The following is a 14,289-nucleotide window of genomic DNA, read 5'->3' as shown; positions in this document are numbered from 1 at the left end:
TTAGGTTTCCCCCCTACCCCCCCAAATCGGTAACCCTGTTCTCTTAGCTGTGGGTTATAGCTTCTCTTTAGGTGTGTGTATTAGGTTTTCCCCTATGAGGGAGACCTTTCAAAACAGACCATTCTTGCCCACCCTATATACTCGATGTATTTACATCGGCGCGACTCAGGGATCGTCGTCTAGGTCTCATCGTACGCTTTAGAGGGCCAGACTTTACCTCTCAACGCACCTCCAGCAAATGAGAGAGCAAGCAGCGCGAGGAATGCCCTCCCAGGGCAGCAGTGCTTATGCTAATAACCGCTGTCGTCGCCATGGCGGGCGACGCCTACCTGTCGTGCTAGGATGCACTTTTGTCAATGAGGGACAAATTCATGAGCGACGTAGAACAGCAGCCACAACCGGACTTGGTGACCGTCATCAACCGTGCAGACATGGTCGAGAACCTGTTCAACCAGATCATCTCGCACTACATCGGTACGCGTCAGGATCAGTGGTCGTTCGTGTGGCACATCCTTCTGGATACCTCTGTCATGGCTCTCGCTGCGAAACAGAAGGTCGTCATGGCAATCGCTAACGAGATGGGCTTCAAGCTACAGAAGAACCCGCTCGTGATGGTGATTCAGCTACGCAACTCGTTTGCCCACCACCGAACTGACGCCCACCCAGTGATCGTATTTGGTAGGACTGATGCAGAAACAACCGGGTACAGCCAGTTCTATTCCCTAAATGCAGAAGGCGTACTCATCAAACGAAAGCGCCACGAAGCCTTTGACGACTTCAATAAGTACTACAAAATCGCCAAGGCTCAGTTGGTCGAGTTGCGGAATCTGGTTGAAAAGAAGTACCCGCGTGAAGACCCGTATGATCGTACTCACCAACGAGCGGGTTACTATGACAATCGGTACATTATTGACAAGCGGCTTGATTGGACCTACTTCTCATTCAACCGGAGCGATCCGCGAAACACCCTCTAGAAGTCCCAAACTAGGTAACTATTACAGCGGCAAAACGGTTGCCATTGGGCGCATTTATCGTTAGTCAGCCGTTCAATCGTCAGTGAAAGTGCACCATTGGCGTTCTCGGTGTTTCGCGAAGCATGTCCTCTCTTGGCCGAAAGCAGGAGGTCGAATAGCCTAGTGTAGACCAGTGGCTTTCAGAGCAAATAAGAGGTATTTTCAGCCGCTCTTAAGCATCCGGTAGACACTCGCAACACCAATACCAAGCTGCTTCGCTACGGCTTCCTTGGTTGCCCCTGAGGCCACCAGTGCCAGCACATCGGCCTTCTTGGCCTGCGCGGTAGGCTTCCTGCCTTTGTACTTGCCCTCAGCCTTTGCTTTGGCTACGCCTTCCTTCTGACGCTCTAGCATAATTTCCCTCTCAAACTGGCCTACAGCACCAAGCATGGTAAGCATCAGTTTGCCGGTAGGGGTAGAGGTATCCAGACCAAGGTTCAAAACCCTCAGGGATACACCCTTGGCCTCTAGGCGCTGGACAATCTCTAGCAGGTGTTGAGTGTTACGCGCAAGGCGATCAAGCTTCGTTACCGTGAACACATCGCCTGACCTTGCGAAGCGTATGGCTTCCTCAAGCTGCTCCCGCTCGGCCACTGAGGAAACCTGTTCCTTGAACACCCGTTCGCATCCCTCAGCCGTCAGCGCCGACACTTGAGAGTCAAACCCTGCTACCTGCTCCACAGTGGAAGTCCGTGCGTACCCGATCAACATGCTTGTTCCCTATCAGATGAGCCTAAGATGTAGGGATAATAGCCTATCAAAACAGGAAACGCAATCCTATTGATAGACTCTATTCAGACGTTGTCATGCTCTCACTAGGGCAGGGTCCTGTGGTAGAGAACACATTGAGACCAATAGGAAAGTCCAGGGATACGCGAAGAAACTTACGTTGAGTTGACAAAGCTAGGGCAACTCCGTAAGAAGTACATTTTGAGCAACGCTGAGGTCAAGCGTAGAACCCTTAGAACACAGGTAAGGATCGTAAAAATGAACAAGGAAATTCCGCATTCGGACTACGATGCCCATCCCGAAACCGTCGACGATGACGAATTAAATGACTACCTTGCTGGAATCGCAGAGGAAATAGGCTGGATCGTCATCTGTTTTAACTCGCTAGAGGATTCAATCGCCAACTTCTTACGGGAAATGATGTTGCGCGACCCGTATCAGGACGAACGGCTTGACGTATTCCTAGCAGAAATGGGCTACATGGCTAAGGCACGCGCTTTAATGCACCTATACGGCCAAGCAGTTGCGCATGGGGCAGTGCATTTGCCTGAAGGCGAAGTTGTGGAACTTGAAAAGGACTTAAGCTTAGCTGCGACGATCCGCAACGGGTATGCACATGCTGATTGGTCCGGTCTCCGCGCTGATGCATACATCAAGGTTAAAACTAGGTCGAGTAGAAGCGGTATTCTCCATCGGTACAAACGGATTGATAAAGAGACCGCAGACGCAGACATTACCTACATTGTCTCAGTTGGTAACAGGCTCGTTTCTGTACACGAACTGGTGCAAGACTCTATCTACCAAAGGACCAACGCTACCGAAGCTGCCAGTCGGACTCTTCCAGTGATTAAGTATCCTGTTTCTGCCGATGCAAAGCCCCGTCCTAGTCGAGCGTACGATGAAGGACGCGAAGATACCTTAAATGCCCTGTTAGCCTTAGGATATGGAGCAGAGGAGGCCGCTACTGCGCTTAGGAATGTGCCGTATGGTCTCAGTGCGCGTGAAGGAATTGAAGTCGCCCTCCGAACGCTGGAAGCAGATAGCTAGAGTCAGCCGTGTACCCCCCTCCCTTTAACCGAGATCGCAATTTCAAAAGACGCTAAAGGGTCGATTTCTATTCGTTGTTGTTGGGCTTTTGATAAGTGGGGACGTTTTCTGTACACAGGCACAGGATACCCCCCCCCGGACCTATGGCCCCCGTGTAGCCGCGCAGTAGGCCCCGACCTTGATGCCTCAGGTGGCCCCCCTGTATGGGCGGGCATTACAGGGTAGTCCACGTCTCAGGTATCACATTGGGACCACATCGGGTAACACAAGGCATCTTCAGTACAGCCTCAATATCGCTTGCACTCAACAGTAAGTCATTGATATGATTAGGTTTTGTAGGACACTTAGTCCCATTCGTGCAGGGGTTGGAATGCTGGTTCGATGTTGGTCAGCGGCACCAGGATATGTTCGTCAGATCAAGGGTTACATGCTATCGCGTGTAACCCTTTTTCTTTTGTCGGCCTGATGCCATTTTTCGGCCTTGCACGGCAAATGGTCCGGCGTGCATGCTGCGGGCGAAAGTGCGTAGGAGCTGATTCACCGGTCTATAATCTGTTACACCTACCACTTTCCTACCAGATGAGCCAAGGAATCCCGTTTCCCAATCCGGCACCGATAAGCCTCGGGGCAATCAAGGCCAGCTGCAGGGCATGCAGCATGCACCAGCTGTGCCTGCCGATGGGGCTGGACGACGCCGACATCAACCGGCTCGACCAGATCATCGGCCAGCGCCGGCGCCTCATGCGCGACGAGCGCCTGTATGGCATGGGCGAACCGTTTCGCAGCCTGTACGCGGTGCGCTACGGGCATTTCAAGACCTACCAGATCAACGCTTCTGGCGAACAGCAGATCACGGGCTTCCAGATGGCCGGCGAACTGCTCGGCATGGACGCCATCAGCGGCGACCGCCACCACTGTGATGCCGTTGCGCTCGAAGACAGCGAAGTGTGCGAGATTCCGTTCGCGCGGCTGGAAGAATTGTTCGGCGAGGTTCCGGCACTGCTGCGCCACTTCCACCGCATCATGGGCCAGGAGATCACGCGCGAACAAAACGTGATGCTCCTGCTGGGTAACATGCGGGCCGAGCAGCGCTTCGCAGTCTTCCTGGTCAACCTGTCGGCGCGCTATGCGGCGCGCGGCTACTCGTCGACCGACTTCGGCTTGCGCATGTCGCGCGAGGACATCGGCAACTACCTCGGGCTGACCATCGAGAGCATCAGCCGCTTGCTGTCGCGTTTCAAGAAACAGGGCCTGATCGCGGTCGACAAGCGTGAAGTGCACTTGGTCGAACCGGCCAGGCTGAAGGCCATTGCCGCCGGCACCGAACAGTGCAGTCCAATGGCCTGAACCATGGCAGGGCGTAACGCAGGCCCTCACTACCCCGGATCGGCGGCAATCTCCAGCGTTCCCGACGAGGCCGGGCTCCAGCCGCGCGCCAGGCGCCAGGCGCGGCCTTCGTCCTCGATGACCACGCGCCAATGCGTCATCTCCAGCGCCGGCAGCCGAACCGCGGCCACGCCACGCGCATCAGGCCGCGCCACCAGTACCAGGTCTTTCCCGGGCAGCGTCGGATGCGCGAACAGAATCCGGTAAGGCGCACGCATGGGACGGCCGAAGCTTTCGAGCTGGCCTTCGAGCACGCCATTCTTCGCGTCGTAGCGCGCCGTGAAGGCCAGGCGCAACGCCGTGGCCGCGCGGTCGCGCCGCAGGTCCTGGTTGATCGCCTTGCCGCGCTTGTAATAATCATCGACCACCACCGCGTCTGGCTGCTTGACCGCCAGCCAGACGGTGACGGCGGTGGCCAGCATCACGGCGGCCGGGCCGAGCATGATGAACCAAGGCCAGCGATGGCGGTACCATGGCGGCATGGAAGGCTGCGGAAACACGGGTGGCAGTGTTGGCATGATGTGGCTCCTAGCGCGGCACGATGAAGGCCGCTTCTTCGCGCACGGCGACTGCTGCGTCGTCGAGCGCGGTGATGGTGAATTCGATCCGGTTCGACCCGGGTTTGCCCGTCTCCGGAGGAATACGCACCCGGACCGGCAGCGCGCGCGTGCTGGCGCCGTCGAGCGCGACGACTGCCTGCTCCACGATCACCGCTCCGGCCAGCCCGTCGACCCGCAGGTGCAGCCGGCGCGGCACTTCGCTGGTATTCATGAGCTGCAAGCGGTAGACATTCTCGATCCAGCCGCCGTCCACTTCGCGGCCCATCGATCCGCGGTCGCGGATCACGTCGACCTTGAGCGGAACGCGCAGTGCCAGCGACGCCGTCATCGCCGCCAGCATGAGCACCAGCACCGCCGTGTAGGCCAGCACGCGCGGACGCAGCAGGCGCTGGCGCATCTTCTCCGGTCCCCAGCCCTGCACCAGCGCGTTCTCGGTCGCGTAGCGGATCAGGCCGGCAGGCTTTCCTGTTTTTTCCATCACGCCATCGCAGGCGTCGATACACGCAGCGCAGCCAATGCATTCGTACTGCAGGCCGCGCCGGATGTCGATGCCGGTCGGGCAGACCTGCACGCACAGGTTGCAGCCGATGCAGTCGCCCGCAGGCGCTTGCGCTGCATGGCCGAGCGGTGCGCATGGCTCGCCGCGGCCGCGGTCATAGGTCACGATGAGGGTGTCCTTGTCGAACATGGCGCTCTGGAAGCGCGCGTAAGGGCACATGTACTTGCAGACCTGCTCGCGCATCCAGCCGGCGTTGCCGTAGGTGGCAAAGCCATAGAGCAGCACCCAGAACGCTTCCCACGGACCGAGGTCCAAGGCGAGGATTTCGCCCATCAGGGAGCGCACCGGCGTGAAGTAGCCGACAAAGCTGAAACCCGTCCACAGCGCCACCAGCAGCCAGGCGGCGTGCTTGGCGGTTTTTTTTCCGATCTTGTCGAGACTCCAGGGCTGGCGGTCGAGCCGGATGCGCGCGCTGCGCGCCCCTTCGATCCGGCGTTCGATCCAGAGGAAGAGTTCCGTGTAGACCGTTTGCGGGCAGGCGAAGCCGCACCAGACGCGCCCCGCCACCGTCGTGACAAGAAATAATCCATAAGCACAGACAATCAGCAGGGCCGCGAGATAGATGAAGTCCTGTGGCCACAGCACGAGCTCAAACAGGTGGAATTTGCGCGCGCCGAGGTCGAACAGCACTGCCTGGCGCCCGTTGAAGCCGATCCATGGCAGGCCATAGAACAGCAGCTGGGTCAGCCAAACGCAGGCCCAGCGCAGCGTTGCATAGCGGCCTTTCACCTCGCGCGGGTAGATTTCCTCGCGCGCGGCGTACATCTTGATGACCGCTTCCTTCGGCGCATTCATTTGGCGGCGACCTGTTTCACATCGCCCGGCGATCCGGCGGCCGGCGATCCGGCGGCCGGCGATCCGGCGCCCGGTGGATTCGACAGGCTCCAGACATAGGCTGCCAGCACGTGCACCTTGGCCTCGCCCAGGAACTCGCCGAACGCCGGCATGGTATTGGTCCGGCCCTTGCGGATCGTCTCCATCACCGTTTCCCGGCTGCTCCCGTAGAGCCAGGTCTTGTCCGCCAGGTTGGGCGCTCCCAGCGCCTGGTTGCCCGTACCGGTGGCGCCGTGGCAAGCGATGCAGGCAGCATACTTGGGCTTGCCGAACGCCACCTTGATCGGGTCGGCCGTCAGGCCGGACAGGTTGCGCACATAGTGCACGACTGCCTCGACATCCTTGTCCGAACCCAGCGCGGCGCCCATCGGCGGCATCTGTCCGACGCGCCCGGCCATGATGGTGGCCTTGATCGTGCCCGGGTCCCCGCCGTGCAGCCAATCGCGGTCGGTCAGGTTGGGGTAACCCTTGTTGCCGCGCGCGTCCGAGCCATGGCACTGGGCGCAGTAGTTCATGAACATGCGTTCGCCGATAGCCTGCGCTTGCGGATCGGCCGCGACCGCCTTGAGGTCCTGGCCAGCATAGCGGGCGAACACCGGCCCGAAATCCTGGGCGGCCTTCTTCAGCTCCGCCTGGTATTCACCCGTCGAGTGCCAGCCGAGCTTGCCGGCATGACTGCCCAGCCCCGGGTACAGGACCAGGTACACCACGGCGAACACGATCGTCAGGTAGAACAGCCACATCCACCAGCGCGGCATTGGCGTATTCAGCTCGGTCAGGTCCTCGTCCCATACGTGGCCCGTGGTTTGTTGCGGTTGGCCATCGGCATCGAGCGTCACCCGGTGCTTCGACTGCGACCACAACAGGACCGCGCAACCGGCGATGGAAAGTAGCGTGACGAGGGCGATGTACCCGTCCCAGAAGCTGCTCGTGAAATCAGCCATGGTGCGCCTCCTCGTCGGCGAAGGGCAGTGCGGCGGCGCCATCGAAATCGGCGCCGCGGCGCAACAGGAAAGTCCATAGCAGGATACCGATGAAAGTGGCAAAGGAGAGGACCGTCATCACGCTGCTGGCGCGGTCGAAAAGCGTGTCGATGGACATATCAGTTCCTTGTCTTGATCTGGGTGCCGAGGCCTTGCAGGTAGGCGACGAGCGCGTCCTGCTCGGTCTTGCCTGCGAGCTCGCTAGGCGCGCTCTTCACCTGCTGCTCGCTGTACGGAACGCCCAGCATTTGCATAACGCGCAGCTTCGGCACGATCGTGGCCGGATCGATCATGGTGTTAGCCAGCCACGGGTAGCCGGGCATGTTCGATTCCGGCACCAGGTCGCGCGGGTTGTCGAGGTGGGTGCGGTGCCATTCGTCGCTGTAGCGCCCACCGACCCGCGCAAGATCGGGCCCGGTGCGCTTGCTGCCCCACTGGAACGGGTGGTCGTAGACAAACTCGCCGGCGACCGAATAGTGGCCGTAACGCTCGGTCTCGGCGCGCAGGGGCCGGATCATCTGCGAGTGGCAGTTGTAGCAGCCCTCGCGGATATAGATGTCGCGGCCCGCCAGCCTCAGCGGAGAATACGGCTGCAGGCCCGCCACCGGCTCGGTCGTCGACTTCTGGAAGAACAGCGGCACGATCTCGACCAGGCCGCCAACCGAGATCACCAGGAGCACCAGCCCGATCAGGAGCCACGGGCTCTTCTCGATCCATTCGTGGGTGAAGTTTTTCATTTGCTTGGTCTTTCGATATCAGGCGTGCGACGGCACATGGGATGCGGCTGCGCCGGCTTCATCGCTGGCGCGGTGTTTGCGCGGCTGCGCGACGGGCGGATCGACCGTTACCGTGCCGGCCAGCGTCTTCCAGGTATTGAAGGCCATCAGTGCCATGCCCGACAGGTAGAGCAGTCCGCCCGTGAAGCGGATTACGTAGTAGGGATAGGTCGCCTTCACGCTTTCGGCGAAGGTGTAGGTCAGGGTGCCGTCGGCATTCACGGCGCGCCACATGAGGCCCTGCATGACGCCGGCGATCCACATCGATGCGATGTAGAGCACGATGCCGATGGTGGCGACCCAGAAGTGGGTCTCGACCAGGACCAGGCTGGCCATCTGCTTCTTGCCGGCCAGGCGCGGGACCAGGTAGTAGATCGATCCCATCGTGATGAAGCCGACCCAGCCCAGGGCGCCGGCGTGCACGTGGGCGACGGTCCAGTCGGTGTAGTGCGACAGCGAATTGATGGTCTTGATCGACATCATCGGCCCCTCGAAGGTGGCCATGCCGTAGAACGACAGCGAAACGATCAGGAACTTCAGGATCGGGTCGGAACGCAGCTTGTGCCAGGCGCCCGAGAGCGTCATCACGCCATTGATCATGCCGCCCCACGACGGCGCCAGCAGGATCAGCGAGAACACCATGCCCAGCGACTGGGTCCAGTCGGGCAGGGCGGTGTAGTGCAGATGGTGGGGGCCGGCCCACATGTATGTGAAAATCAGGGCCCAGAAGTGCACGATCGACAGGCGGTACGAATACACCGGGCGCTGCGCCTGCTTGGGGATGAAGTAATAGACCATGCCCAGGTAGCCGGCGGTCAGGATGAAGCCCACCGCGTTATGGCCGTACCACCACTGGATCATGGCGTCCTGCACGCCCGCATACACCGGATAGGACTTGAAGGCGGAGACCGGAATCACCGCGCCATTGACCACGTGCAGCACGGCCACGGCGATGATGTAGGCGCCGAAGAACCAGTTCGCGACATAGATGTGCTGCACCTTGCGCTTGACGATGGTGCCGAAGAACACGACCGCGTAGGCAATCCAGACGACCGTGATCAGGATCGCGATCGGCCATTCGAGCTCGGCGTATTCCTTGCCGCGCGTGAGACCCATCGGCAGCGTGACCGCGGCCGCCACCAGCACCGCCTGCCAGCCCCAGAAGGTAAAGGCGGCCAGCCTGTCGGAAAACAGCCGTACCTGGCAGGTACGCTGCACCACATAGTACGAGGTGGCGAACAGGCCGCAGATACCGAAGGCAAAAATGACCGCATTGGTGTGCAGCGGACGCAGGCGCCCATACGACAGCCAGGCGATATCGAAATTGAGCGCGGGCCAGGCCAGCTGGGCCGCAATGAAGACGCCTGCGGCCATGCCGATCACGCCCCAGACGACAGTGGCGACGGCAAACTGGCGCACGACCTTGTAGTTATAGTGAAGACTGCGTTCCACGATTCTCTCCTGATGGATTCCCTTAGTTGACAGCAGGAGAGTAATTTTCTGAACCTTAAAAATCCTTGATGTGAATCAAATTGTTCAGTTACGCCTGAAATATGGATGCGATGCGTGACCGGGCGATGCTCACGCTCGCGGGCGGGCGCCGGCGCCATGACGGACTTCAGCTGCCGGCGCTGTCGTCGTCGCGCAGGATGCGCAGTCCGGGGCCTTCGAGGTCCTCGAACTGCCCGCTGTCGGCAGCGCCAAAGAAGATCCAGACTGCCAGCGCGACCAGCACCAGGCTCAGCGGAATCAGGAGATACAAGGCTTCCATGCTAGTTCCTCAGGCGCAGTGCGTTGAGCACGACGATGGCCGAGCTCGCTGCCATGCCGATGCTCGATACCCAGGGGTTGAGCAGGCCGGTTGCCGCGGCGGGAATCGCGACCAGGTTATAGGCGCTGGCCCACGCCAGGTTCTGGCGGATGATGCGCAGGCTGCGGCGCGCGGTGTCGGCGGCGGCCTGCAGCGGCGCCAGGCTGTCGCCCAGCAGGACGGCATCGGCGTGCAGCTGCGCCAGCGCTGCGCCGCCTCCCATGGCGAACGACACATCGGCGCCGCGCAGTACGGCCGCGTCGTTGATGCCGTCGCCCACCATCGCCACCACCGCGCCCCCTTCCTGCAAGCCACGTACGTAAGCGAGCTTTTGTTCAGGCAGCTGGGCGCCGGCGGCCTGCCGGATGCCGAGCCGCGGAGCGGACGCCGCGACGGCGCGCTCCTCGTCGCCGCTCAGGAGCACCACGGTCTTGCCGGCTGCCTCGAAGCGTCGCACCAGTTCCTGCGCTTCCGGACGCAAGGCGTCCGCGATATCGAAGCGCGCGAGCCAGCTGCCGGCCTGCCCGAGCCAGACGGCGCTGCCCTCGGCCGCCTCGATCGGCGGCGGGGCGCAGCCGGCAAGGCCCGCCACGAAGGCTGCGCTGCCGAGCCGGTAGCGCAGCCCGCCGATCTCGCCTTCGATGCCGCGCCCGACCGTGGCATGCAGCTTGGTGGCCTGGGGGAGGGGACCTGCGGGCGCGGCAGCCCGTATCGCCTGCGCCAGCGGATGCGCGCTGTCCGCTTCCAGCGCCGCCGCAGCCTTCAATGCGGCAGCGGCGGCGCCTGGTGCGAACACCTGCGTGGCGCGTACCCGCGGCCGGCCCATGCTCAAGGTGCCGGTCTTGTCGAACACCACGTGGGTGGACCGTTCTAAGGTCTCGAGCGTGTGCGGGCCGAGCGCCAGCACGCCGCGCCTCAGCAGGCTGTCGGTCGCCGCCGCCAGCGCCGTCGGGGTGGCCAGCGACAGCGCGCATGGACAAGTCACGACCAGCACCGCGATCGCCGCGGGCCAGGCGCGGGCCGGGTCGATGGCCTGCCATGCCGCGAAGACCAGCACCGTCAGCACCAGCAGCGCCGCGACCGACCAGGCGGCGACGCGGTCGGCCCACAAGGCAAGCTGCGGCTTGCCCGTCCCCGCGCGTTCGGCCAGGCGCACCAGCATCGCGAGCGTGCTGTCGCAGGCCGCGGCGCCGACCCGCAGCACGATCGCCTGGGTCACGTTGACGGCGCCGCCGGGCAGGCTGTCGCCCGGCCCCATGCGCCGCGTGCGGCTTTCACCGGTGAGCAGGGCCAGGTCGGCCTCGGTCTCGCCTTCGACGATCACGCCGTCGGCAGGCGCCGCCTGTCCCGGCGCCACCAGTACCATGTCGCCTGGCCGCAGCGCGGCCGCGGCGACCAGTTCGACCGTGCGCGTGGCCGGATAATCCCGCATGCGCTGCGCCGAAGCCGGCAAGCCCGCCTGCAGCGACTCGAGCGCGCCGGCCGCATGCCGGCGTGCCGTCAGTTCGAGGTAGCGGCTGGCCAGCAGCAGGAACACGAACATCGTCACCGAATCGAAGTACACCTCGCCGTGCCCGCGCGCCAGGGCCGCCGTGCTGCCCGCGAAAGCGGCGCCGATCCCGAGCGCGACCGGCACATCCATGCCGGGCATGCCGCGGCGCAGGTCGCGCCAGGCGCCGGCGAAAAAAGGCTGGGCGGAATACAGCACGGCGGGCAGGGTCAGCAGCAGCGAGGCCCAGCCCATCAGCGCCCGCATGCCGGCGTCCATCGTGCCGTCGGTCGCCATATACACCGGGACCGCGTACATCATCACCTGCATCATCGACAGGCCGGCGATGAAGAGCTGGCGAAACAGCTTGCGGCGGGCCTGTTCCAGCTGCTCGCCGTGGCGCTGCGGATCGTAGGGGTAGGCCGTGTAGCCGACGGCGCGCAGCGCGCGCACGATGGTGCTGGCCTTGCACAGGGCCGGATCCCAGCTCACCCGAAGGCGCTCGCTGCTGACATTGAGTGCTGCTTCGGACACGCCCGGTACTGCCTGGACCCGGCGCTCGATCAGCCAGGCGCAAGCCGCGCAGCGCAGGCCCTCGATCGTGAAACTGCCTTCGCCGGTATTGCCGTTCGCATCGAACAGGTCGAGTTCGGGCGCATCGTCGCCCGCGACGGTGGCGCCGTAGGCGGTGCGGGTGTCGTAGTAGTCCGCGCAGCCCGCATCGACGATCAGCTGGGCCGCGGCCGCGCAGCCGGGACAGCACATCGGGCGATCGATGCCGCCGACGCTCGCCGACCAGCGCTGGCCGGCGAGCGCCAGGCCGCAGTGGAAGCAGGCCTGCGCGGCGCCGGCCTCGTCCCTCATGGCGCCATCCCGGGCGTCACGCACAGCACCTGCAGCCAGCTGGCCGGCAGGCTGCCAGCCGCGCGCGCCAGGCCGAGCAGGCCAAAGGCGAGCACGGTCGCGCCGCAGGCCACGCGTACGGCTGCCAGGCGCAGCCAGCCGCGCAGCCGCGCCCCGGCCAGGCCGAGCGCCAGCATCATCGGCAGCGTCCCGAGTCCGAAAGCCAGCATCACCAGCGCGCCGGAAACGGCCGAGCCGCTCAGCATCGCCGTCACCAGCACGCTGTAGACCATGGCACAAGGCAGCCAGCCCCACAGCGCACCGGCGGCGAACATCCGGCCCGGCGTGTCGGGCGGGCCGATGCGCGCGAGCAGCGGTCGCACATGCCGCCACACCAGCTGCCCGCCGTGTTCGAGCCGGGCGATGCCGGACCAGGCCCCCATCAGGTGCAGGCCGAGCGCCGCCAGCAGCAGGTTGGCCAGCACATAGGCGCCCCCCTGCAGCGCCGGCAGCGCGGACAGGTTCGAGGCGCCCTGGGCCAGCCCGCCGGCCAGCAGGCCGGCGCTGGTGTAGCTCGCGATGCGACCGGCATTGTAGGAAGCCGCCTGCAGGCCAGCGGGCGCCGCAGCGACGGTGCGCAACCGGATGACGATGCCATTGCCGCGCGCACGCGGCGGGGCCAGCGACAGGGCGCCGACGATACCGCCGCACATGCCGGCGCAGTGGACGCTGCCGAGCAGCCCCACCAGGAACACGGGAAAGAGGCTCGCGCTCATCGTTAAACGGTGCGCGAATGGCGCGGCGCCTTGCCGGGTGCGGCCAGGTAGCGGTCGAACACCATGCAGACATTGCGGATCAGGAGCCGCCCGCGCATCGTCACCGTGATCCAGTCGCCGTCGAAGGTGACCAGGCCATCCGCTTCGAGCGTGCGCAGCTGCGCCAGTTCGGGTGCGAAATGGCGGGCGAAGCTGATCGGAAAGGCCTGCTCGATCGCGGACACCGAGAGCTCGAACTGGCACATCAGTTTTCCGATGACGCTGCGGCGGAGGAGGTCGTCCAGGTCGAGCGCCAGGCCGCGCACGACCGGCAACTCGTTGTTGTCGAGCGCCTCGTAATAGGCCACGAGCGTCTTCGCGTTCTGGCTGTAGGTCGCGCCGACCGCGCCGATGGCCGAGACGCCACAGGCAATCAGGTCGCTGTCGGCATGCGTCGAATAGCCCTGGAAATTGCGCTGCAGGCGGCCCTGGCGCTGGGCGACGGCGAGGTCGTCGTCCGGTTTGGCGAAATGGTCCATGCCGATGTACACATAGCCGGCGCTGCTCAGGCGCTCGATGCACAGGCCCAGCATGGCGAGCTTCTCTTCGCTGGCGGGCATGTCCGCCTCGAGTATGCGGCGCTGCGGCTTGAACACGTGCGGCAGGTGGGCATAGTGGTAGATCGAGATGCGGTCGGGACTGGCGTCGATCACCTTGTCGATGGTGGCAGCCATCGTCGACAGGCTCTGCTTCGGCAGGCCGTAGATCAGGTCGATGCTCACCGAGCGGAAGCCCGCCTCGCGCGCCGCCGCGATGATGGCGCGCGTTTCGGCTTCAGGCTGGACGCGGTTGACCGCTTGCTGCACTCCGGTGTCGAAATCCTGCACGCCGAGGCTGATCCGGTTGAAGCCTTGGCGCCGCAGGCTGTGTACGCGCTCCGTCGATACGGTACGCGGATCGACCTCGATCGAATACTCGCCGGTCTGGTCCGGTGCGAACCTGAAATGGCGGCGCAGGTGGGCCATCAGTTCGCCCATCTGTGCGTCCGACAGGTAGGTCGGCGTGCCACCGCCGAAGTGCAGCTGTTCGATGTCGTTCAGGCCCGCGAACAGCGCGCCTTGCATCGCGATCTCGCGTTTCAGGTAGGCCAGGTAGGTGGCCGCCTTGTCACGGTTTCTGGTGACGATCTTGTTGCAGGCGCAGTAATAGCAGATGGACTCGCAAAACGGAATGTGCAGGTACAGTGACAGCGAGCGCGGCGCGCCGCGCGTGCGCACCGAGGCAACGGCGTGCAGGTAGTCCCGGTAGTTGAAGCTGTCGTCGAAGCGATCGGCCGTGGGATAGGAGGTGTAGCGCGGCCCGTTCTTGCTCAGGCGCCGGATGAGTTCGGCGTCGAAGCCGACGCTATTCGCGAAGGGTGCCGGCGCGTTGCGGATTGTACTGACGGGAATTTGCTGGTGAAACATGTAGACCACTCCTGCTACCTGCCGGGCCGCGGGCTGCGG

Annotated in this window: 14 protein-coding genes; 3 read left to right on the top strand and 11 right to left on the bottom strand. The window is 63.3% G+C overall.

Annotation, left to right across the window (positions count from 1 at the left end):
- The first annotated feature begins 371 nt into the window (after positions 1 to 371).
- A complete protein-coding gene (locus tag HGB41_RS07720; protein ID WP_171082836.1) occupies positions 372 to 974 on the top strand; it encodes a hypothetical protein in 603 nt (200 codons plus the stop codon).
- Between the two features lie 201 nt (positions 975 to 1,175).
- Here the strand turns inward: HGB41_RS07720 and HGB41_RS07715 are convergent, their stop codons facing one another.
- A complete protein-coding gene (locus HGB41_RS07715; RefSeq protein ID WP_171082834.1) occupies positions 1,176 to 1,724 on the bottom strand; it encodes a recombinase family protein in 549 nt (182 codons plus the stop codon).
- Positions 1,725 to 2,000: 276 nt separating this feature from the next.
- Here HGB41_RS07715 and HGB41_RS07710 point away from each other — a divergent pair, with 276 nt between their 5' ends.
- Both HGB41_RS07710 and fnr read left to right on the top strand, forming a co-directional pair.
- Positions 2,001 to 2,789, top strand: a complete 789-nt coding sequence (locus tag HGB41_RS07710; RefSeq protein ID WP_171082833.1) for a RuvA C-terminal domain-containing protein — start codon at positions 2,001 to 2,003, stop codon at positions 2,787 to 2,789.
- 579 nt (positions 2,790 to 3,368) lie between these two features.
- Positions 3,369 to 4,136 carry a fumarate/nitrate reduction transcriptional regulator Fnr gene (gene fnr, locus HGB41_RS07705; RefSeq protein ID WP_171082831.1) on the top strand — a complete coding sequence of 256 codons (768 nt, stop codon included), beginning with the start codon at positions 3,369 to 3,371 and terminating at the stop codon, positions 4,134 to 4,136.
- 29 nt (positions 4,137 to 4,165) lie between these two features.
- On the opposite strand, the gene HGB41_RS07700 is transcribed toward fnr, so the two are convergent.
- The 10 genes from HGB41_RS07700 to hemN form a co-directional block, all read right to left on the bottom strand.
- A complete protein-coding gene (locus tag HGB41_RS07700) occupies positions 4,166 to 4,693 on the bottom strand; it encodes a FixH family protein (protein ID WP_171082829.1) in 528 nt (175 codons plus the stop codon).
- A 10-nt stretch (positions 4,694 to 4,703) separates the two neighbouring features.
- Positions 4,704 to 6,089 carry a cytochrome c oxidase accessory protein CcoG gene (gene ccoG, locus HGB41_RS07695; RefSeq protein WP_171082827.1) on the bottom strand — a complete coding sequence of 462 codons (1,386 nt, stop codon included), beginning with the start codon at positions 6,087 to 6,089 and terminating at the stop codon, positions 4,704 to 4,706.
- Positions 6,086 to 7,072, bottom strand: coding sequence for a cytochrome-c oxidase, cbb3-type subunit III (gene ccoP, locus HGB41_RS07690; protein ID WP_171082825.1), 987 nt, complete (start codon positions 7,070 to 7,072; stop codon positions 6,086 to 6,088). Before ccoP ends, ccoG begins: the two co-directional genes overlap by 4 nt.
- Positions 7,065 to 7,229 (bottom strand): cbb3-type cytochrome oxidase subunit 3, encoded by a 165-nt coding sequence (locus tag HGB41_RS07685; protein ID WP_171082822.1) that lies wholly within the window; start codon positions 7,227 to 7,229, stop codon positions 7,065 to 7,067. Before HGB41_RS07685 ends, ccoP begins: the two co-directional genes overlap by 8 nt.
- A 1-nt stretch (position 7,230) precedes the next feature.
- Positions 7,231 to 7,848 carry a cytochrome-c oxidase, cbb3-type subunit II gene (gene ccoO, locus HGB41_RS07680; RefSeq protein WP_171082820.1) on the bottom strand — a complete coding sequence of 206 codons (618 nt, stop codon included), beginning with the start codon at positions 7,846 to 7,848 and terminating at the stop codon, positions 7,231 to 7,233.
- An 18-nt stretch (positions 7,849 to 7,866) separates the two neighbouring features.
- Positions 7,867 to 9,339 carry a cytochrome-c oxidase, cbb3-type subunit I gene (gene ccoN, locus HGB41_RS07675; RefSeq protein ID WP_171082817.1) on the bottom strand — a complete coding sequence of 491 codons (1,473 nt, stop codon included), beginning with the start codon at positions 9,337 to 9,339 and terminating at the stop codon, positions 7,867 to 7,869.
- Positions 9,340 to 9,505: 166 nt separating this feature from the next.
- Entirely contained in the window at positions 9,506 to 9,658 is a 153-nt protein-coding gene (gene ccoS, locus HGB41_RS07670) for a cbb3-type cytochrome oxidase assembly protein CcoS (protein ID WP_171082815.1), read from the bottom strand.
- Between the two features lies 1 nt (position 9,659).
- Complete coding sequence (locus HGB41_RS07665; RefSeq protein WP_171082813.1) at positions 9,660 to 12,050, bottom strand: heavy metal translocating P-type ATPase; 2,391 nt, start codon at positions 12,048 to 12,050, stop codon at positions 9,660 to 9,662.
- On the bottom strand, positions 12,047 to 12,805 hold the full coding sequence (locus HGB41_RS07660; RefSeq protein WP_171082811.1) for a sulfite exporter TauE/SafE family protein: 759 nt from the start codon (positions 12,803 to 12,805) through the stop codon (positions 12,047 to 12,049). The genes HGB41_RS07665 and HGB41_RS07660 overlap by 4 nt, the downstream gene beginning before the upstream one ends.
- Positions 12,806 to 12,807: 2 nt before the next feature.
- Complete coding sequence (gene hemN / locus HGB41_RS07655; protein ID WP_171082809.1) at positions 12,808 to 14,250, bottom strand: oxygen-independent coproporphyrinogen III oxidase; 1,443 nt, start codon at positions 14,248 to 14,250, stop codon at positions 12,808 to 12,810.
- Positions 14,251 to 14,289: the final 39 nt, after the last annotated feature.

The organism is Telluria aromaticivorans (assembly GCF_013003915.1).
Lineage (GTDB): Bacteria > Pseudomonadota > Gammaproteobacteria > Burkholderiales > Burkholderiaceae_D > Telluria > Telluria aromaticivorans.
Note: the sequence above shows the minus strand (reverse complement) of the source record. Positions and strands in the feature narration are given on the sequence as shown.

Excerpts from the sequence above, each read along its gene's own strand:
- HGB41_RS07720 (WP_171082836.1), top strand. The coding sequence starts at position 372 with ATGAGCGACGTAGAACAGCAGCCACAACCGGACTTGGTGACCGTCATC.
- HGB41_RS07700 (WP_171082829.1), bottom strand. The coding sequence starts at position 4,693 with ATGCCAACACTGCCACCCGTGTTTCCGCAGCCTTCCATGCCGCCATGG.
- ccoO (WP_171082820.1), bottom strand. The coding sequence starts at position 7,848 with ATGAAAAACTTCACCCACGAATGGATCGAGAAGAGCCCGTGGCTCCTG.
- HGB41_RS07710 (WP_171082833.1), top strand. The coding sequence starts at position 2,001 with ATGAACAAGGAAATTCCGCATTCGGACTACGATGCCCATCCCGAAACC.
- HGB41_RS07665 (WP_171082813.1), bottom strand. The coding sequence starts at position 12,050 with ATGAGGGACGAGGCCGGCGCCGCGCAGGCCTGCTTCCACTGCGGCCTG.
- ccoP (WP_171082825.1), bottom strand. The coding sequence starts at position 7,072 with ATGGCTGATTTCACGAGCAGCTTCTGGGACGGGTACATCGCCCTCGTC.
- ccoS (WP_171082815.1), bottom strand. The coding sequence starts at position 9,658 with ATGGAAGCCTTGTATCTCCTGATTCCGCTGAGCCTGGTGCTGGTCGCG.
- hemN (WP_171082809.1), bottom strand. The coding sequence starts at position 14,250 with ATGTTTCACCAGCAAATTCCCGTCAGTACAATCCGCAACGCGCCGGCA.
- fnr (WP_171082831.1), top strand. The coding sequence starts at position 3,369 with ATGAGCCAAGGAATCCCGTTTCCCAATCCGGCACCGATAAGCCTCGGG.
- HGB41_RS07660 (WP_171082811.1), bottom strand. The coding sequence starts at position 12,805 with ATGAGCGCGAGCCTCTTTCCCGTGTTCCTGGTGGGGCTGCTCGGCAGC.
- HGB41_RS07685 (WP_171082822.1), bottom strand. The coding sequence starts at position 7,229 with ATGTCCATCGACACGCTTTTCGACCGCGCCAGCAGCGTGATGACGGTC.
- ccoG (WP_171082827.1), bottom strand. The coding sequence starts at position 6,089 with ATGAATGCGCCGAAGGAAGCGGTCATCAAGATGTACGCCGCGCGCGAG.
- HGB41_RS07715 (WP_171082834.1), bottom strand. The coding sequence starts at position 1,724 with ATGTTGATCGGGTACGCACGGACTTCCACTGTGGAGCAGGTAGCAGGG.